Raw genomic sequence first — 18495 nt, 5'->3', positions numbered from 1 at the left:
AGGAAGGCCAGGTCGTGGCGGATGATGTCAACTCCGTTGCACAGAAGGGTGGTCGAGGTGGTCAGCGGGAGTGCCGTGCAGGTGCGCGGACGCGCTGACGGGCGCCGGCCTGGTGAGAGCAGGTCACGCGACCGCCTCGCCGCGGCAGCTGAACGGGGAGCAGCCGCCCTCGGGTCCGTCCTCCAGCTCGTCCTCATCCAGGCCCAACTGCGTCTGCAGGGACCGGAGTTCGGCCCGGGTGAGCTTGTCGACCGGCGCCTGGTCGAGGGGCAAGCGCGAGCGGTGCAGGTACGCCTGCCCGAGCAGCGGCCGTCCATCGGCGTTGGCGCGGGCATTGCCGGCCCGGATCGCTGCGTCGAACTCCACGACGTCCGCCCACTCCTCGGGAGAGGTGTCGCGAATTTCCCGCCACTGGGCATTTCCGTGAAATGGGCAACCCAGGCAACTCGACTTCGGAGTGGCGCCCCATCCGTGCTCGGCAAGCAGCTTGAGGCAGTCCGCGCGGGACATGCCGAGCTCGATCAGCGGGAAGGTGTGGCGGGTGTACCGGACGTCGGAGTCCTTGGCCCGGTAGAATTCATCGGTACTGATGCCGATCCACTGCTCGGCGTACACGCCGTTCGGAACCCGGGCGGGATGCGGGTACCCCAGGATCTGCCGAACCTGCCGCTTTATCGGCTTAATTTTATACTCGCCAGTACATTGCCGCCGAGTCATTCCCGGACTGCCGTCCTGGTTGAGAATATAGAGCGGCATCGACGCGAACCTGTGAGCGGGGTCGAGGGCGTCCTTTCGGATGTTTCCGGATGACACTCGCAGAATCGGGATATTGGCCGGCCGGGCGATCTTCTGCTCCACCTCGTCCAGGTGCCGGTAAACCTTCGACGGCTCCCAGCCGGTGTCCGAGAAAACGGCGTAGTCCAGTTTCGGAAGCTCGCCCAACGCCGACAGGAGGAGTAGCGTTGTGGATTGTACGCCAGCGCCGAGCGACAGAATTCGAGTGGCCGGTTCGGTGGTGTAAATCATTCGGCACCACCGGCCTTGGCCATCGCCCGCTCGGTGATCAGAGCGGTCTGTCGGGAGCTGGCCGCACCGACCTCGGCGGCGCCCGGCTCCTTGTACCAGGGGCGCAGGGTCAGCAGCGCGGGTCGCAGGCCGGTCGCAAAAAGGAGCGCCGACCCCTTTTTCAGGGCGCGGATCTGGTCGGGCGGAAGAATGCGCTCCTGGCGCATGCTGACCGAAGTGGACCGGCCGGATTCCGACGTGGAGTGCGAAACCGTCTCCACATCGTGGTCGCCGACCAGGCGAGACAGTTTGTCGGCGAAATCTGCGTCGTCGATTCCGCTTCCCACGAGTTTGATGGTGGCCGCGCTCCACATGGCGTCCATGCCCGCCTCGCCCCACACTTTCTGGCCCTGGCGGTAGGACTGGAGAATGGTGATCGGAATGACGCCACGAGACCCAAGGTGGGAATACAGGTCGGGCAGGTCGCCGATTTTGCACACATTCGCGGCCTCGTCCAGAATGGCGAGGAGCGGCGGGTCGAGACGGCCTCCGGCGCGCTCGGCCTCGATGACCGCAGTGCGCATCACCGAATCCGCCGCAGCCGCGATCAGAGCAGAGGCGCTGCCACCGCCGTCCTTGGACAGCAGGAACAGGGAGTCCTTGCGGGTGACGAACTCCTCCGGCTTGAACTGGGGCAGGTCCGGATTCGGCGTGACCCACTTGGAGATCTGCGGGTCGAGAAGGCAGGCCGCGTATTGTCGGGCGGTCTCGAAAATTCCGTCGCGGGTTTCGACGGCGCCGGAGACGGTGCCCTGGAGCTGGTCCGCGATGGCGGTCATCTGGTGCGTGCGCAGCAGGTCGACCGGGGTGCGGTCGGACGGCACGGCGAGCCACTTGAGGACGTCCGTGATCGGCCGGTGGTCGCAGCCCGCGGCCAAGAACAATGCACACAAAGTGTTCTGGGCGGCGGTGGACCAGAAGTCGCCCTGGCTCGACTCGTCGACGGCCGCAGCGACGAAGTGGCCGGCGAGCCGTCGCGCGCCCGGCAGGTCCTTGGCGTCGGCCAAGATGTCCCACCACATCGCCTGCGGGGTGTGGGCGATCTGCTGCGGATCCATCGTCCACACCCGGCCGACCTCGGAGCGGGCCTCCAGGCACGCCGTATAGGCGTCGCGGGCCGCCTTGTTCGAGGTGAGCAGGACGGGGCCGGGGGCACGCAGGATCGCCGGTACGGCGATGGAGGTCGTCTTGCCTGAGCGCGGCGCCATGATGGCGACGCAGACGTCCTCCCAGTTGGAGCGGACCTCGGGGCCGGTGGGGGCGAGGTCGCCGAGCAGGATGCCGGTGTCGTCGGGGTTGATCTCGCGCGGCTTGGCCTTGGAGAGGCTTGGGCGCAGGTCACGCGCCTTGGCCGTGATCTCGGTGGGCAGCAGCGGTGCCAGTTCGCTGCGGCCAGCGAGGCCGGTCGGCTTGCGGCGGTGCTTGGACCACAGCAGCAGGCCGGCGGCGGCGAGCGCGATCGACAGCAGCGCCGGGGCGACGCGGGTGCTGATCAGCAGCAGGAGCGGACTGAGGTGCGGGAAGGCCCGGTCGGGGTGGAGTGCGGCGTCGACCGGCTGGAACGGGGCCCACAGGGCGTGGTCGGTGGTCGCGGCGGTGGCGGCGTTGCCGCCGAGCCAGGCGAAGGTGCCGAAGACGGCGACGGCGACGCCCGCGCCGATGAGCGCGTAGAGAAGGGCATTCGAACCAGGGCTGGCAGAAGGGGATTTGGGCGAGGCGGGCAGGAGCGGGTTCCTTGACAGGGGTTTCGGCCTGCCGGGCAGGGGCGCACGACGGCAGGGGCCCAGAGCGGGCGGGGAGCGGGCGGCGATCACGGCGGGACTACGGCCCGGGACGTGGGTGATCGGCCCGTTGGCCGGCGGGTGGTCAGCGGGAGGCGGAAGCCTTGGCCGACGTAGGTGTGCGGGAGAGGACCGGTGCGGGGGCGGCACCAGCGAGGGCGGCGGGACGCGCGGGCGGTGCCGTGCGGGTGCGGGCGGCAGCGGCGCGAGGCGCGGCAGAGGCCGGCAACTGCTCGTCGGTCTCGTCCGGTCGTGCCAGTTGGGCTTCGGCGACGCGGTAGCCCGCGGTGGTGAGCTGGGTACTCGCGTCCTGCAGGGCGGTGGCCATGGCGGAGCTGGGCAGCAGATCCTGGTCGGTGAGGGTCTCCAGCCGCTGGGAGGCGGTGTCCAGCAGCGCGGTGAGCCGCTCCAGCAGACCGGTCTCGGGGTCCATCACGGCGAGCGCCACCGTGGTGATGTCCTCCGCTGTGGTGGCTCGGTGGACCTGGGCGGTCGCCTGCACCAGTCGGGACTGCAGGTAGGCCAAGTCTCGTCCGCCGAAGGTGTTCTCGATCCTGCGGATCGGGAGCGGGGGCACCACGCGGGTGGCGTATCCGGCGTCGGTGAGGAGCTGCTCGGCGAGGCGGATGCGCTGGTTGACGTCGCTGTGGCCGGCGTCTTCGGCGGTGAAGATCGCACTGAGGCCGTCGTTGGAGAAGCCGGCACGAGCGAGGAGGGCCCGGCTGGCCAGGTCGGTGGCCTGGGCCCATGCGGTGCCGGTGGTGGTGGAGCCTTCCCGCACGGGGAAGCGGGCGAAGACGATCTCGGTGGGGTCGGGCAGGGGAAGTCCTTCCTGATCAGCGCCGCGGGGGGTGGCCATGGCCGGAGTGGCGGGCGTTGAACATGGCGCCCGCGTACTCGACGGCGGTGAACCGGCGGGTGGGATCGGCAGGACGGGCGGGCCGAGTGGCCAGCTTCGGCAGCGCGGCGGCGGACAGGGCGCCGCGGCGGCGGACCACGGGGGTGGGATCGGCGATGGCGGAGGCCAGGATCGCCAGGTACCGCACGGGTGTTGAGTGGCCGAGGACGATCGTCCACTGGTCGCTCCAGTCGGGCCCGAAGGAGGCGTGCGCCATCCAGGCGCCCACGCCCTCGCCGCACCGGTCGCCGGTCGAGGTGGGTGAGTGGGTGAAGCTGGTGGTGCCGTCCGGCGACGCGAGGTGGACGAAGTGCGGGTCGTCCTTGAGCTGCCAGCCGGCCTTCAACAGCGGGCGCCAGGCGGTCGTCGGCGAGGCGGTCGGCTCGGCGACCATCTCCTCCGGCATCGTGTACCAGTCGGCGGCGATGGCCTGGACGAACGCGCCGACGATCTCCCCTGGCGTGTCCTTGGTGAACGTGGCTTGCCAGTAAGGCACTTGATCCGCCGGATGCTTGCGGACGCTGACCCGGTAGAGGTGGAAGACCCGGTGCGGTTCCATGGCGATCTCGATCCGCCGGCACGGGCTGGTGGCGACGACCTGGGCGAGAGATTCGTCGAATCGGTACGGCCACTCGTGGAGGTGGAGCAGCGGCGCCAGGATCGGCAGAGGCCCGGGGCCGGCGAGGTGGCGGGGGCGGACGAGCGCCTCGTCCTGGGCCCCGGCCGGGGTGGACGTGGTCAACGGTGGGCTCCTCGGAGCGTCAGCGGTGGGGAGGTTCGACGATGCGGGAGTGCGGCGGCACGGCGACGGCTGGGGCGAAGTGGACCGACGCCGTCGTGCCGGCGGCTCGCAGTGCCGGGGACTGGGCGGTGGCGGCCCGGCTGCGGGTGGTCTCGTCCGCGGCCTCGGCGATGGCGTCGGCGGTGGCAGCCGTGCGGAAGGCCGCGGCGGAGATGGCGGTGGCCTCCGTGAGCAGCGGCTCCCACAGGGGCGGCCGGTCGCCGTACTGCTGCGCGACCTGGCGGCCGATCTCCGTGACGGCGTCGGAGAGTTGCTGCACTGCGCCGGGCATCAGGGTGAGGCCCAGCAGCACCTCGGCGGCCTCGTGGGCCGTCAGCGAGGGGGCGATCTCGACGCTCTCGGCGAAGGCGCGGCCGGCACGGGCGATGGCCTGGTTGGCGGCATCGAGGGGCCCGGTGGTGCGGGCGTCGGTCAACGGTCCTGCTTTCTACGGGCGCCGCCCGGATCGAGCCGCGGCGGTGACGACGGGAGAGGGGGTGGGGAGAAGACCTGTCCGGCGGCCGGGTATGCCGGCCGCTGCCGCGCGGGGACGGGTGAGGCCGGTGCTGCGGCTCTCGGCGAGCTGGCAGACGGCCAGGGCGAGGGAGCGGTCGCGGCCGGTGTCCACGATGGTGCCGTCCGGTCGAGCGAGCGGCGCGACGAGGCGGGCCTCGTGGTCGCCGACGCGCAGCAGCGCCCACCGGCACGCCGCCGAGGCGTCCTCGGAGGCGATGCCGGTGGCGGCCAGGATGCGCCGGGCGGTCTCCTGGAAGCGGTGATCCGCGGGGCCTGCGGCGTCGGGGTCGGTGCGCAGGGTGCACTGCCACACCAACCTGGTGCGCAGTGCCTCGGCGGGCCCGGCCGGCGGCGGCAGGTGCGCGGCCAGCTCCGTGGCGAACGCAATCTGGTCGGCCGGGACCTCCCCGGCGGGACGCCAGGCGTCGATGAGACGCAGGCGGTTCTGCTGCTGGGCGGCGGCGGCCGTGGCGGAGGCGAGCAGGTCGCGGGTGGAGGCGTACCGGGCGATCGTGGGGTACACGTCACCGTCCCGGCGCCGGCGCGACCGTCCGGCCGACAGAGGCGAGCACCGGCTCCGCGGCCGGGCTGCTGCCCGGACGGGCGGCGGCCTGTTCGGCGCGCAGGACCTGCACGACGAGGGAGGAGGCTGCCGCGATCCGTAACGGGCTGGCGCTCAGTTCGGGTTCTCCGTGACGCGGTCCGCGCTGGTGGCGGCGGCGGCCAGCTCGGGCAGGTCGGCCGGCTCGGCCTCCCGCTGGTCGATCCACCAGCTGGCCTTGTCCAGCGTGCGCAGCTGCTCCTCGACGGCCAGCCACGCCTCCTCGGGAAGCGCGCCCTCGACCACCAGGGCCTGGTAGGCGGTGGTCACCAGCTGGTGCCGGCAGCGCTCGCCCCAGGCGATGGCCCGCTGGGGGCCCTCCAGCGGCGGCATGCCGAACTGGCCGGCCCACGCGGTGGCGGCTTCCTGCTCCTCGGCGCGGCGAGCGGCGATCCACGCCTCGCGTTCAGCGGTGTCCTCCTTGCGCTCGGCGAGCCAGCAGTCGCGGCAGGAGCGGGTGGCGAGCCAGCGGGCGTAGGAGGCGCGCTTGTCGGCGGCGCGGGAGGACAGGTCATGATCAACGGTGTGGCCGCAGTCGTGTTCGACAGACCACCGGCTTCGGACAGCTATGTCGGGTCTCCTGTGAACTCGGTTTGATGGGAGAGGAATTGGGTCAGATCAGCGGGCTCGCCGGGAGTGGAAGGCAGGGGGCACCGGGGAAGTCGTCCCTGCTGTAGCCGGGCCAGGGCGCGGGGCGCGCGTGGACTGGAGCCGGGCGATGGTCGCGCGGGGGATTGGCTCGGTCCCGTTCCGGTCGTGCAGCGCCTTGACGGTGCGGTCGACCTGACTCCCGAGGAGACGGGCGGCGCGGACGGCGGGCCCAAGTGCAGCAGGCTGGTCCAGTGAATCCGCCGCCAGTTGCAGGACTTCCTCGAGCTCGCGGATCACAGGACCGAGGTGGCCGAGGAGGTCGGCCACCTCGACCTCCTCGGTGGGCTCCGGCAGCAGCTGGCCCAGACGGCGCACCGCCCACGAGCCGATGAGGCTCGCGTCGTGATCGCCAGGCTGGGCGCGGTTCAGGGCATCGGTGTAGGACATCGGCTCATCGGGAGTTCGGGCGTCCGGCGGCCCACGCGATCCGCGGGTCGACGGTCGGCGCGGACGCGGCGGTGATCGCGGCAGCGGTGGCGTGCAGGGCGGCGGAGGAGCGGAGCCGGCCGCTGGTGGCGAGTGCGGCGCAGGCACGGGGGCTGGCGGGGCCGCTCGTGCGGGTGGCCGGTGCGGCGGCGGGGCGGGCCGCGACGGCGGCGAGGTCCCTGCCCGCGCCGGCGAGCACGGTGGTGGCCTCGCCGACCACGGCCTCGACCCGCGCCAGGTCGACGCTGCCCGGGTTCGTGCGGACCTGGTCCTCGATCGCCCGCAGCCGGGAGGCGATCTCGGCACTCAGCGCGGCCCGGTCGTGCAGCAGGGCGTCCGCGCGCTGGTCGTCCCGGCTCGGCCCGGTCGGCGGGTGGACGACCGTGTTGAACGGGTCCGGCGCCGTCGGGGTGACGGGCCCGAGGACGGGCGCCTTGAACACGCGGGTCTCGAACGGGTCGTCGTTCTGCGCGACCTGGGCCGGCGGCGCGGCGGCCGGGGGTGGGGTGCGGTTCATCTCCGCGATCAGCCGGGTGGCGAACGGGTCGGTGGACTCGTACGGGCCGGTGAGCGGTTCGAAAGCCAGGTCGGAGGCGACCCGCAGCCCCTGGCCGCGCAGCGCGGCGACGGCGGTGGAGGCCCGCTTGTCGCCCTCGAACTCGGGCTCGTCCATGACGTAGAGGCCCGGGTGCCCGCCGGTGCGGGTGAAGCCGGCCTCGGCGAGCGCGTAGGCGGCGGTCTGGTTGCTGTGCGGGTTGGTGGCGACGATGCCCAGCTTCGGGTGGCGTCCGACGTGGACGTCGAAGCTGCGGGGCGGAGCCGGGGCGCTGGCCTGGACGACGGCGTCGGGGCCGGCGGCGCGGGCGGCCGGGCTGTCGAGGGCGGGATTCGTCGCGTCGTTGTAGTCGAAGGCGGCGTCCGCACTGACCTTGACCCCTGCTCGGCGCAGGGCGGCGGTGGTCTGGCGGGCGTGCAGGAAGATGTTCTGCTCGCTGCGGTCGAGGGCGTGCCGTCCGTCGGCCAGCTGCCGGAAACCCGCGCGGGCGAGCAGCGTGTGGGCGGTCGGTGAGGCATCGGGGCCGACCTCGGCGACGACGCCGTACTGCGGGTCGCGAGTGATGGAGACGTGCTCGGGGGTGATGCGCTGCTCCTCGGGGCAGATGGTGGACGCGGTCAGCGGCGGGCGGCCGGTGCCGGCGGTGGGGACGTGGGCACAGCGGGTCGGGGCTGATCGGATACGGCGGAGCCGGGCGCCGCGGTCGCGGCGCGGGCGGCGGCGGCACGTGCTGCCGCCGCCGGGGAGATGGCGACTGCGGCGCCTTCGAAGCCGGGCAGCGACGTTGGCCGGGAGGTGACTGGAACGCCCATCTCCCGTAGGTCGGCTGCGAGTTGGTCTGCCGTCCTGGACTGCGCGATCGGGTCGCGCTCGGCCAGGGAGTAGCGCTCCGGGGCGTCCGGGAGGCCGAGGCGGAACCCGGCGGCGGCCAGGGCGTTGAGGACGGCCGGGTCGCGACTGGCGGTGGTGGCGGTGATCCCGGCGGAGGCCAGGCGGCGGAAACTGACGCCGACGGGCTGCTGGTGGGGCAAGCGGTGTTCTCCAGGAAGGGCTCGGTCAGCGGGAGGCGGAGCGACGGGGGGCTGGTCCGGGAGGCAGCGGCGCAATGGTGGGGGCGACTGCCATCCGTGCCCGCCGTGATGGACGGGCGGCCTGGGCGCGGGTGGCCGGCGGGTGGGTGGTGTCCCGTAGCTGCGTCGCCCGGAAGTCGCGGCGAGCCTGTGGCCCGTACCAACTGGCGTAGTGGTCCGTAATGTTGAGGTGTTGCGGGTCGTGGCGCAGGATCATGTAGGCGTGGGAGTCGGCGCCTTCCGGAGTGCGGGCCAGCCACCACCCGACGCCGTCGTCCCAGTCGTGCATGGCCTCCACGACCACGGCGCCGGACACCACCTCGTGGGCGAGTTCCCGGTCGGCGGGGATCAGGCGGTAGGCGGCCAGGTCGGCGGAGACGATTGCCTGGGCTGTCTCCGCGACGCGGCCGACGTCGGGGAACGGGCCCTCGTCCTGTAGCCACCGGTAGTGCTGGACCACATCGCCGTTGCGCTGCTCGGGGCGGTGCCAGTTGGCGACCGGTACCCGGGCTGCGACCAGTCGGTCGACGAGCCGCCCCGCCCTGCGGATCTGCTCGTTCGGGTCGACGCTCCGGCGCTGGTGCCAGCAGTCCAGCGCATCACCCCGCCTGGAGAATCCGGCCTGGTAGATCGCTTCGCGGGCGGGCTGGGGCACCTGGCCGTTCAACACGACGAACTCGCCGTGGTCGTAGTCCCAGCCGAACGCCACCAGCCCGCCGGTGGTGCCGGGATCCGTCGTCGTGGGCATCAGGCTCCCGATCAGCGGCGCCGTGCCGAGGTCGGAGAAGCCGTCACCGGAACCGGCGCCGGGCCGGTGGCCGGGGCGGCCTCGGCCGCCTTCCGCTTCACCTCCTCCTCGCGAGCCTGGAGCAGCCGCACCAGGTCGGCCTCCAGCGCATCGCGTTCCTCGGCCGCCTCCTCCAACTTCTCGAACTGCGCATCCAGCTCGTCGAGGACGGCGTCGTCCACGCGCCGCTGGGCGGTGGCGACGTTGACCAGCCGCACGCGCTGGAAGGACACCGCGGTCTCGGCGGCCACCAGCGCGCGGTGCGTGTCGAGCACCCGCGCGGTCTTCGCGTCGGCCTGCGCCTGGTTGGCGATCAGGGCGGTGATGCTCTGGCCGAGGGCGGCCTCCAGGCGGGCGTCCTGGCGGGTGAGCGTCATGGTCGACATGCGTCTCCAAGAGGTAGGAATAGAAGCAGAGTTGGCGAACTGGGAAGGTCAGAAGGGGGGCTCCAGGCCCGGCCCGGCGAGTCCGGCACTGATCACCGGGCGAGGCGGTCCCACGGGAAGTGCGCCCGGGCGGCCGAGCACCACGGGGGAAGTCCGGCGGGCGGCGGCGGCCCGCGGGGCATCGGGCACCGGAGCCTCGGCCGCGTACCCGTAGGAGGTCCACTCCGCGCGTGCGGCGGCGAGGCTGGGGTGGCGGCTGGGGCCGTAGTGGCCGCTGTCCGGCTCGGTGTAGAACACCGCCGCCTCGCCGGCGCCGGGATAGTCGACCAGCAGCTCGATCGAACCCTCCGGCGCCTGGTGGTGCGCGTGGATCACCAGGTGGCCAGCGGCGACGTCCTCGCTCACCAGGTGCACCCAGACGGTGCGGTCGCCGATCGTCCGCGCCGGGCCTGGGGGTGACGACGTCCCCAGTGGCGACGGGGCCTTGGCGCGCAGGCGCTGCTCGTCCGCGCTGTACACCCGGGTGATCCCGTAGTCGGCGGCGGCCAGCAGGCGCCGGGCGTCGCGGATCTGCCGCTCGGCGGTGGAGGCGCTCGTGTCCCGGCGGATGCGGTGCAGCCGCAGGGCGTCGTCGCGGACGAACCCGGCCTGCTCCAGCCAGTACGCGCTGCGCCGGTCGGGAGGGTCGGCCACGATGGTCTGCCGGTCGGGCAGGTGGGCGATGGTGACGTGAGGGATGACGACTCCTGGGCGGTCAGCGGTGGAGGGTGCGGCCGGACCGGGCGGGAGCGGCTGGGATTGGGCCGCTGGGCTCGGCGCCGACGGGCGGAGCGGTGCGCGAGCCCCGGGAGACAGTGGCCTGGCCCCGCTGCTCGCGGGTGAGGCCAGCCGAGCGCCGGTAGTCGGCTCGCTCGGGGGCCGGAGGGGTGGCCGTAGGTGCTGGCCCTCCTGGGAAGGAACCCGGAGCGTTGCAGGATTCCGCCCGCGCCGAGGCTGGCCTGTGCGACGATGGCATTGCCGGGCTCGTTCACATCGGGGTCGATCACCACGCGGAGCAGCCGCAGGCGGTCGGGCGTGATCATGCCGCTTCCGGGGCCGCGTGCATCCGGGCGTCGGTGTCGAACAGGGCCAACTCCGCACGGTGCAGCAGATGTTGGACAACGAACGAACGCCCTGCCACCTTCCACAGGCCGCGGCCCTTGCCGAGGGCGGCGATGGCGGCAGTCTCGACGCCGCTGAGGCCGAGCAGTCCGGCGGTGGCGGCCAGCTGGTCGCTCTCCTGCCGGTAGATCACGCGGGTCGCGCAGTCGGTGAGCAGGCCCTCGGCGAGTGCCCGGGTCCGGGAGCCGGCATCGCCGGCCGACAGCAGGTCGCTAAGGCGGTGGATGATCAGCATGTTCGCGATGCCCAGTCCGCGGCTCAGCTTCCACTGGCTCTGCATGCGCTCCAGCAGCGCCGCGTGCCGCATGACGCGCCACGCCTCGTCGTAGATCACCCACCTGCGACCGCCGTTGGGGTCGCTCAGCGCCGCCTCCATCCACGCGGACGCGCAGGTCATCGCCAGCGTCAGCGCCGTGTCGTCGCCCGAGGAGCCGAGCCGCGAGAGGTCGATCGTCAGCATCGGGCTCTTCGGGTCGAACTCCGCGGTCGACGGCGCGTCGAACATCCCGGCCAGGTCGCCGTTGACCAATCGGCGTAGGGCATGGGCGAGGTCCTGGGCGGCGGCGCCGACCCGCCGGGTCGGGTCGCCGAGGGCGGCGTCCAGGACGGCGGCCTGCCCGAGGACGGCAGCGACGTCGCCCAGCAGCGGGACCTGGCCCGTGCGCGTGGACCGGTCGACCACCGCGTCCAGGGCGATGTCCATCGCCGTGTACTCCATCGGCGCCAGGTCGCGCCGCAGCACGGTGCGGGCGAGCGAGCCGAGCAGCAGCAGTCGCCGCTTGCGGACCTCGCCCGCCCAGTCCGCCAGGTCGACGCCCGCCGGAGGGGCCGGCGCGTCCAGCGGGTTGAGCCGCCCGGGGAGCCCAGGCCCCAGCGCGATGGTGGTCCCGCCGATTGCCTCGGCGACGGACGTCCACTCGCCCTTTGGGTCGCACGGCACGTAGACGCGGTAGTCAAATGCCGTGCTGCGCAAGGCAATTGACTTCGCCAGTGCCGACTTTCCCTGGCCGATCACGCCTGCGACCAGCGTGTTCGGGTTTGTGAAGTTTTCAACTTTCCCGTAGAGGGCGAAGGGGTCGAAGACGAAGCTGGCCTCGGCGTGGACGTCGCGGCCGATCAGGACGCCGGCGGATCCGAGACCGCCCTCGGCGAGGAAGGGGTACGCCGCGCTTGCGGTGGCGGTGGTCATGCGGTGCGCGGGAAGTCGCAGTCGGCCGCCGCGCAGGGAGGCGGGGCCGGGGCGTCCGGCTGCGGGGTAGGCGGGGAGGAGTTCGGCGTTCTCCTCGCGGCGGTTCTTCGGGCGCTGGGGGTGGTCGGCCTGGCGGGCGGTGCGGCGGGCGGCGGCGAGGTCGCGCTTGGCCTGGCGGCGGGCGGCGCGGTCCGAGCGGGTCGGGGTAAACAGGGGGGTGGCACTGGCGGAGCGCAGAGGAACGTTTCTCCTGTCAGATGCGAGGGGCTGTGGTGGGGGTGCCGCGCAGCTCGGAGGGGGTGGCGATCACCCGGACGCGGCCCGAGGTGGTGCTGTGGCGCTGGCAGATCACCATGTCCGGGGCGCCCTCCGGCAGCCGCAGCGCGCACGCCTCGCGGGTGGGGCGGCGCCCGTCGGCGCGCGGGGCGCGGTGGTAGGCGTCGTGGAGGGCATCGCAGGTCTGCCACAGTCGGATACGGGCGGCGTGGAGGTGGCCGGCCTCGGCCGGGGCGAGCGGCCGGGTGGTGCCGGTGTGGGTGTCGAGCAGCGCGAACAGGGCGACGCAGTGGGCGTGGAGGGCGTCCAACTCGCCTCGGGAGACGGGTTCTTGCTCCGGGATGGCGGTGTGGTGGTGGACGTCGACGCCTGCGGTCGCGAAGCGCAGGAGGCGGTGGTCGCCGGTGGGCGGGTGGTGCACGGCCGCCTCCCGTCAGGTTCGGGCGAGCGGCAGGGCGGCCTGCGCGAACGCCTCGGCCTGCTGCCAGCGCAGGAGCCGCGGGTCCAGGCCGGTGCCGGCGGCGGCGGTCTCGATCGAGGCGCAGGCGCGGCGCAGTTCCTCCGGGTTGTCGGCGCTGACGACCACCAGGCCGGTCAGGTCGACGTCGGCGTGGCCGGAGATCAGCTCGCGCTCGTGCTGCTTGGCGTCGGCGTACTCCATCGAGTCGGCCTCGGAGTCGACCTGCCCCTTGCGCACGCGCTCGGCGGCGTCGGCGATGATGCTCGACTTGGTGCGCTGCACCGCCTTGAGCGCGGCATCCAGTGCCTGCGGGCCGTAGGTGAGGGAGAGGGTGCGGCGGGCGCCGCCGGCGAAGACCAGCGGGTGGAGGAACCCGTGGGTGACCTCGCTTCGGGGCCACTGCTCGATCCAGTACACCGCGTGGCAGGCGGTGTCGGTGGTGAGGCGGCCGGGTTCCTCGACGACCACGACGGGGCCGGCGGCGGCCGGGTCGGCGACGGCCTCGCCGGTCTCCGACCACTGCTCCAGGTTGGCGAGCGCCTTCGGGTCGTAGGCCGAGCGGATCACGGCGGCGATCTCGCCGGTGCTGAGCCAGCCGCGGGGGTTGAGCCCGGCGTTGCGCAGCGACTGCTCGAAGCCAGGCGTCAGCTGGGACAGGACGCTGAACGCACCGGACAGGCCGCCGCCAGCCTCGCCGATCAGGCGGCGGGCGCCCTTGAGGTCGAGGCTGATGGCGATGTACGCCTCGTGCGGGGCCGCGGTCGGACCCGCGGCGGCGAGGAGGTCCTCGTAGACGGGGCCGGCGACCTTGGCGTCGGGCCGGCCGTTCTCGGCCCAGTAGCGGGCGAGGGCGTCGCCGCTGTCGGGGACGGTGCGCTCGATCACCTGGACGGTGGTGATGTAGCCGGTGCGGGCGAGCGAGGCCAGGCACCGGCCCCAGGCGTTGACGTTGCCGGCCTGGGTGGAGGGGTCGAGCAGGGCGAACGCGCGGGAGCTGACGCGGATGACGGCGGTGAGGGTGTTCTTCTGCGGGTTGTGGATCGCGCCGAGCGTGCCGCCGGGGGCGGTGACGGCGCGCAGGCTGGCGTCGGTGCCGGGCAGGTGGAGCAGGCCGTCGCGGCGGGGCCGGGTGGCGGGCCGGGCGAGCCAGACGAGCTGGCCCTTGGCGCGGCGCAGGTAGTACCGGATGAGGATCGGGGCCCAATCTGCCACGGAGCGGCTGTGGAAGCGGACGATGACGAGGGCGGCGGCCAGGGCCCAGAGCGGGGTGGCGAGTGCGGCTCCGGCGAGTCCGGTGGCGACCATGGTGGCCAGGAGCATCGCGCCGGCGGTGCCGACGACGGTGAGCTGGGCGGCGGTCAGCCCGAGCAGGACTCCACGTCGGGATCGGCTGGGGAAGCGGACGGTCGGTGTGGGAAGGTCGGCCGACAGGGGCGACTCCTTCGGTCAGGGCGGGGGCACCGGCCGGGGCGGGCGGTGGCCCCGGCCGGTGCTGGTCAGGAGGTCGGCGGCGTGGAGGAGCCGACGGGGCTGCTCGGTGCTGTGGACGGGCCGGTGGCGGCCACCGACGGGGTGGCGGGGCTGGCGGCGGACGCTGGCGGGGCGGCAGGAGCCTGGGCAGCGGCGCCGCGTGCGGCGCTGAGGACGACCTGCGGCGCGGCGGACCCGCCCGAGGCCGCAGCGGCAACTGCACTCGCGGGCTTGGCGGTTGGCCCCTCGCTCGCGCCGCCGGCGGCGGACTGGCCGGAGGCCGGGGCCCGGGAGATCAGCGGCTGGCCCTGGTCGCCGCCCGACTGGGCACGGCGGGTGATCAGCGCCTTTCCGACCGCGTCGCCGCCGCCTCCGGAGGAGGTGCCGGGGAAGCGGAACGTGCTCTGCGACGGAGACGACGAGCCCTCGCCGGAGCCCGAGTTGCCAGCGCTGCCGCCGACCGGGGCGTCCTGGCCGGGCACCTGCGCCGGGCCCTGCGGGGCGGCTCCGCCCGCTCCGCCAGCACCCGCGGTCGCGGCCATCCGGGCGCCCTTCTGGGCGGTCGCGGCACCGACCTGCAGGCCGGTGGCGGTGCTGCGGTGCAGGTCGTGGGCCTGTCCGCCGTCGCCTGCCCAGTGGACGAACTTGTAGATCGCCATGGGGCTGAGCAGCACCAGCGCCATGACGACGAGGCCGGCGATGATGTCCGACAGCGCCTGGATGCCGTCCTTGGTGTCGGTCTGGCCGAGCGCGGAGACGCCGACGAGCATGATGATCGTCATGATCAACTTACTGAACGCCACCGTGGCGGTGGCCTCGATCCACTTCCGGCGCCAGTCGCGGGTCGGCTCCCAGGCGCCGCCGGCCGCCGCGAAGGGTGCGAGCACGACGAGCACGAGGATCGTGACCTTGCGCAGGACCATCGCGCCCCAGTAGAGGATCGCCCCGGCCGCGCAGCCGAGCGCCACCAGCGCCGGGATCGCCCAGCCGAGCGGCGTCGTGACGGTGATCATCGACACCTTCACCAGCCGCCTGACCGCGTCGTCCATGCTCGAGTTGGCGATCTGGAACAGCCCCCGGCTGAGGGCGTCGACGATGACCAGCGAGACGCCGGTGAAGGTGATCGCCGTCATCGCGAACAGGGTCGCCGAGACGGTTCCGGTGACAGCCTGGCCGAGCGCCTGGCCATCCCGCCTCCACGCGGCGCGGATCAGCTGGAAGATGAAGGTCATCACCAACATCACCAGCGCGATCGGCAGGATCGTCGCGTAGTTGGTGCGGAACCACTCCGCACCCAGGTCGACCGAGGTCGTCTTGTCGACGGCACGGGAGGCGAGGTCGACCGCGCTCTTGGCGAGATCGCCGGCGGACTTAGCGACCCAGTTGCCGATGGAGTCGGTGACAGAATCGCTGACACCACCGACGATGACATCGCAGAGCAGGCCGGATCCGGGTAGATCACAGAAACCGATGGGCGATCAACTCCTACGTTGGGGACCGGTGGTGTAGGTCAGGGGTAGACGGTGGTGGCGATGGAGGCCAGCGCGCAGTCGCGGCCCGGCCGGCACTGGACGGCCAGGGTGATGGCGCGGTCCTCGGCGCCCCGGCCGCCGTCGAGCCAGCTGACGGTCTGCTTGCCGGTGACGGTGACGGCGTAGATGTAGGCGACGGTCAGCTGCGTCGGGTCCTTGCCGATCGCCTGCTGCCACGTGGCGGGCAGGTGCGCCTCGGCGGCCTCGCCGACGGCGTGCTGGCCGTTGTCGCGCATCCGGCTCCACAGGGTCGGGTCCGGCAGCTGGGCGGCGAGAGCGTCCGGGTCGGCGTACTTGGTCTCGTCGGTCAGCCAGCCGCGGAGCCCGGCCAGCTGCTGAGGCTGGGTCGCCGTGCGGGTGTCATAGCTCCACAGCGCGGTGGCGAACGCCTTCGCGTACGCGATCGGGTCGCTGGTGTGCGGCGGAGCGGCCACGACGGACACGCCCGGTATCGCCCCGACCGAGGGGGTGGGACTCGGTCCGTGCGGCGAGGCGGTCGAAGTCGATGAAGCAGAAGGGCTGGAGGGGGAGTTGGCGGCGCTCGGGGTGCGGTGGCCGCCGCCCGCCAGCCGGGCGGTGAGCCCGGCCAGCAGGGCGACGACCACGAGCACGCCCAGGCCGATCAGCAGCCGGCGCAGCAGGGTGGACTGGCCGGTGAACGGCGAGGACTTCGGCATCAGTGGACGCTGGTCCCAACCGTGCTGAAGAAGCTGACGATCCCGTTCGCGGCGCCCAGCAGGAGGGCACAGCCGGCCGCGACGAGGGCGCCTTGCTTACCCTTCTGCTCGCTGCCGTGCGAGCCGGTGTGGTGGCCCCAGGCCCAGACGATGCCACTGACGCAGAGCGCACCGACGACCGCGATGATCGCGAAGAGGTTGATCGAGCCGACGGTGGACTTCAGGACGGACAGGCCGGGCAGGCCGCCCTCGGACGGCGAGATGCCGGGATCGTAGGCCAGCTGCTGGGCCTTCGTTGCGGCGTCGGCGAGGTAGGTGAGCAATCACACTCCACGGCTAGAGGGGCAGGAAGATGCGCGGGCGGGCCGCGCGGGAGAGTGGAGAAGTGCGCGAAGTGCGCTGAGAAGGAAGGCAGTTGCCGTCAGGGGGCGATGCGGCGGACGGCGATGATGTCCGCCTTCCACGACGCGAGCGTGGCGATCTTGACCACGTCGCCCGTCTTGGGGGCGTGCACCACGAGGCCCTGGCCAATCGCCATGCCCACGTGCTCCGGGCCGTCCGGGCCGGGCCGGGTGTACAGCAGGTCGCCCGGGCGGATGGCGTCGACGCTCACGCCGGTGCCGTTGTGGACCTGCTCGTAGGTCCGGCGTTCGATGGAGATGCCGCCGGCCTTGTACGCCTGCTGCGTCAGGGACGAGCAGTCGCACCGGCCCATGGGGTCCTGGCCGTGCGCATCGGTGCAGGTGCCGCCCCACTGGTAGGGCGTGCCCAGCTGACCGAGGGCGAACTTGATGGCGTTCTGCACGGCAGGCGGGACATCGGTCGGGATCTGGTACCCGGCCGGCAGGACACCGGGCGGGATGACGCCCCAGTTGGTTCCGTCGTCGCCTCCGGTGCCGCAGCCGCTCGGTGTGGCCGGTGCGGACGGACTGGGCGACGGGGTCGGGCCCGGCGAAGGAGTGGGCGCTGGAGTCGAACTCCCCGACAACACCTGGGATATGGCCTGCTGGAGAGCGGTCGCCAGCGGCTCCCACTTGGCGTAGGCATCCGGGAATCCGGACCGCTGCACCTTCTGCGCCGCCACGGTGAGCGGCAGCTGCTCCCAGCCGGGAACCTCCAGCAGCGCCTTGTAGAACTTGGTCGAGGCGTACACCGGGTCCTGGATCTGCTCGGCCGTGCCCCAGCCCTGCGACGGGCGCTGCTGGAAGAGGCCGAGCGAATCCCTGTCCCCGTAGGACAAGTTGCGCAGGTTCGACTCCTGCAGCGCGGTCGCCAGGGCGATGACCCGCCCGCGGGCGGACACGTTCATCGAGATGCCCGTCGCCGTGATCGTCTTCGCGAAGGGGATCTGCACGGCCGGGTTATCCAGCCCGGCGACCGGGCCGACCTGCCCGGTCGCGCCGTCCAGGATCTTCTTGACCTGGGCGGCGACCGCCGCGCTGTCCACAGGTTGTGGACCGGGGCCGGGTGTGCAGGTGTCGGACTTGGTGGAGTCGTTGGCGCTGACCGCCAGGGCGGGGAAGGCGATGGCGAACGGCGCCAGGAGGAGGCCGGCGAGACCGCCGCCGACCCACTTCTGCCAGCTCATCGCGCCCCCCGATCGTCACCTCCGGCCGGGACGGAGTGAGGGTCCGGCGGGCGGGGATTGGGCATCCGCATCCGTGCGGTGAGGGCGAGCAAGGCGGGGGCTCCTGTCGGATCGTGTGGCCGGGTGCGGGGTGGGGCCCGCTCCACCCGGGTGCGGGCGAGCGGGCCGGCGAGAGCGGCAGCAAGCCGCGCTCGTAATCTCGAAAAAGGCATGGGTGTCCCCTGGAATGGGTGGGGTGGAATTCGCTTGCGGTGGCCGAAGGTATCGAATCGAGGGCTCGCAACCTAAAACGGCGTGGGCCCTGCGGTCCGGGATAACCCGTCGGCAGGCCCGGAGGACGCTAATGCCTTCTCGACTCGCGACCAAAAACGGGCTGCTGGTCGTCGGTCAGGCATAAGCCGGTGTTCCTCCGGGGTGCCCCACCGTAGAACCAGACTGGCTCGGAACCTAAAACGGGATATCCGGGCCGGTCGATCTCCGGGGGTGTGGCAGACGATAGGTGCAGTGCGGCTCGCAACCTAAAACGATCTTCGTGAAGGTGGTCGGGAGTGCGTTTTAGGTTGCGAGCCGCACCTGGGCTAGGTTCCTGACGCAGCCGCAGCCCGAGCGTTCCGGAGCCGCCTC

General features: G+C 72.6%; 22 protein-coding genes and 1 pseudogene. 3 read left to right on the top strand and 20 right to left on the bottom strand.

The features are described from left to right. Positions 1–123: 123 nt before the first annotated feature. From ACFVHB_RS10365 to ACFVHB_RS10325, 9 genes are all read right to left on the bottom strand, one after another. Entirely contained in the window at positions 124–1026 is a 903-nt protein-coding gene (locus ACFVHB_RS10365) for a hypothetical protein (RefSeq protein WP_380318175.1), read from the bottom strand. Beyond that, positions 1023–2789: a type IV secretory system conjugative DNA transfer family protein gene (locus ACFVHB_RS10360; protein WP_380318255.1), complete on the bottom strand. Its 1767-nt coding sequence runs from the start codon at positions 2787–2789 to the stop codon at positions 1023–1025. Before ACFVHB_RS10360 ends, ACFVHB_RS10365 begins: the two co-directional genes overlap by 4 nt. Before the next feature lie 142 nt (positions 2790–2931). Then, on the bottom strand, positions 2932–3705 hold the full coding sequence (locus ACFVHB_RS10355; RefSeq protein ID WP_380318172.1) for a hypothetical protein: 774 nt from the start codon (positions 3703–3705) through the stop codon (positions 2932–2934). After that, complete coding sequence (locus ACFVHB_RS10350) at positions 3683–4486, bottom strand: DUF317 domain-containing protein (protein ID WP_380318169.1); 804 nt, start codon at positions 4484–4486, stop codon at positions 3683–3685. Before ACFVHB_RS10350 ends, ACFVHB_RS10355 begins: the two co-directional genes overlap by 23 nt. Positions 4487–4505: 19 nt before the next feature. Continuing rightward, on the bottom strand, positions 4506–4961 hold the full coding sequence (locus ACFVHB_RS10345) for a hypothetical protein (protein ID WP_380318166.1): 456 nt from the start codon (positions 4959–4961) through the stop codon (positions 4506–4508). A gap of 12 nt (positions 4962–4973) precedes the next feature. Next, on the bottom strand, positions 4974–5564 hold the full coding sequence (locus ACFVHB_RS10340) for a hypothetical protein (RefSeq protein WP_380318163.1): 591 nt from the start codon (positions 5562–5564) through the stop codon (positions 4974–4976). A 153-nt stretch (positions 5565–5717) separates the two neighbouring features. Continuing rightward, the gene (locus tag ACFVHB_RS10335) at positions 5718–5975 is read right to left on the bottom strand and encodes a hypothetical protein (RefSeq protein ID WP_380318160.1); all 258 of its coding nucleotides are present in this window, start codon (positions 5973–5975) and stop codon (positions 5718–5720) included. 285 nt (positions 5976–6260) lie between these two features. Next, positions 6261–6680, bottom strand: a complete 420-nt coding sequence (locus ACFVHB_RS10330; RefSeq protein WP_380318157.1) for a hypothetical protein — start codon at positions 6678–6680, stop codon at positions 6261–6263. A 4-nt stretch (positions 6681–6684) separates the two neighbouring features. Beyond that, positions 6685–7392, bottom strand: coding sequence for a hypothetical protein (locus ACFVHB_RS10325; RefSeq protein WP_380318154.1), 708 nt, complete (start codon positions 7390–7392; stop codon positions 6685–6687). Positions 7393–7407: 15 nt separating this feature from the next. Here ACFVHB_RS10325 and ACFVHB_RS10320 point away from each other — a divergent pair, with 15 nt between their 5' ends. Next, complete coding sequence (locus ACFVHB_RS10320) at positions 7408–7788, top strand: hypothetical protein (protein WP_380318151.1); 381 nt, start codon at positions 7408–7410, stop codon at positions 7786–7788. A gap of 104 nt (positions 7789–7892) precedes the next feature. Here ACFVHB_RS10320 and ACFVHB_RS10315 read toward each other — a convergent pair whose 3' ends face one another. From ACFVHB_RS10315 to ACFVHB_RS10280, 8 genes are all read right to left on the bottom strand, one after another. Beyond that, on the bottom strand, positions 7893–8306 hold the full coding sequence (locus tag ACFVHB_RS10315; RefSeq protein WP_380318148.1) for a hypothetical protein: 414 nt from the start codon (positions 8304–8306) through the stop codon (positions 7893–7895). A gap of 25 nt (positions 8307–8331) precedes the next feature. Next, positions 8332–9093: a hypothetical protein gene (locus ACFVHB_RS10310; RefSeq protein WP_380318145.1), complete on the bottom strand. Its 762-nt coding sequence runs from the start codon at positions 9091–9093 to the stop codon at positions 8332–8334. An 11-nt stretch (positions 9094–9104) separates the two neighbouring features. Next, positions 9105–9518, bottom strand: a complete 414-nt coding sequence (locus ACFVHB_RS10305; protein ID WP_380318142.1) for a hypothetical protein — start codon at positions 9516–9518, stop codon at positions 9105–9107. Between the two features lie 48 nt (positions 9519–9566). Next, entirely contained in the window at positions 9567–10211 is a 645-nt protein-coding gene (locus ACFVHB_RS10300) for a hypothetical protein (protein WP_380318140.1), read from the bottom strand. 385 nt (positions 10212–10596) lie between these two features. Further along, positions 10597–12105: an ATP-binding protein gene (locus tag ACFVHB_RS10295; protein ID WP_380318252.1), complete on the bottom strand. Its 1509-nt coding sequence runs from the start codon at positions 12103–12105 to the stop codon at positions 10597–10599. A 16-nt stretch (positions 12106–12121) separates the two neighbouring features. Further along, complete coding sequence (locus ACFVHB_RS10290; protein ID WP_380318137.1) at positions 12122–12565, bottom strand: DUF6238 family protein; 444 nt, start codon at positions 12563–12565, stop codon at positions 12122–12124. A gap of 12 nt (positions 12566–12577) precedes the next feature. Then, entirely contained in the window at positions 12578–14035 is a 1458-nt protein-coding gene (locus ACFVHB_RS10285; RefSeq protein WP_380318250.1) for an SCO6880 family protein, read from the bottom strand. Between the two features lie 65 nt (positions 14036–14100). Next, positions 14101–15207: a type IV secretion system protein gene (locus tag ACFVHB_RS10280; RefSeq protein WP_380318134.1), complete on the bottom strand. Its 1107-nt coding sequence runs from the start codon at positions 15205–15207 to the stop codon at positions 14101–14103. On the opposite strand from ACFVHB_RS10280, the gene ACFVHB_RS10275 reads away from it, so the two are divergent. Further along, positions 15170–15346 carry a hypothetical protein gene (locus ACFVHB_RS10275; protein ID WP_380318131.1) on the top strand — a complete coding sequence of 59 codons (177 nt, stop codon included), beginning with the start codon at positions 15170–15172 and terminating at the stop codon, positions 15344–15346. The two genes, ACFVHB_RS10280 and ACFVHB_RS10275, sit on opposite strands and share 38 nt — an antisense overlap. 238 nt (positions 15347–15584) lie before the next feature. Here the strand turns inward: ACFVHB_RS10275 and ACFVHB_RS10270 are convergent, their stop codons facing one another. From ACFVHB_RS10270 to ACFVHB_RS10260, 3 genes are all read right to left on the bottom strand, one after another. Beyond that, on the bottom strand, positions 15585–16283 hold the full coding sequence (locus tag ACFVHB_RS10270) for a hypothetical protein (RefSeq protein ID WP_380318128.1): 699 nt from the start codon (positions 16281–16283) through the stop codon (positions 15585–15587). Then, positions 16283–16606, bottom strand: a complete 324-nt coding sequence (locus ACFVHB_RS10265) for a DUF6112 family protein (RefSeq protein ID WP_033820884.1) — start codon at positions 16604–16606, stop codon at positions 16283–16285. The genes ACFVHB_RS10270 and ACFVHB_RS10265 overlap by 1 nt, the downstream gene beginning before the upstream one ends. 98 nt (positions 16607–16704) lie before the next feature. Next, complete coding sequence (locus ACFVHB_RS10260; protein ID WP_380318126.1) at positions 16705–17436, bottom strand: C40 family peptidase; 732 nt, start codon at positions 17434–17436, stop codon at positions 16705–16707. Positions 17437–17454: 18 nt separating this feature from the next. Here ACFVHB_RS10260 and ACFVHB_RS10255 point away from each other — a divergent pair. After that, positions 17455–17558 (top strand): annotated as a pseudogene (locus ACFVHB_RS10255). Positions 17559–18495 lie beyond the last annotated feature (937 nt).

This window comes from Kitasatospora sp. NPDC127111 (assembly GCF_042677465.1).
In the GTDB taxonomy this organism is placed as follows: domain Bacteria; phylum Actinomycetota; class Actinomycetes; order Streptomycetales; family Streptomycetaceae; genus Kitasatospora.
Note: the sequence above shows the minus strand (reverse complement) of the source record. Positions and strands in the feature narration are given on the sequence as shown.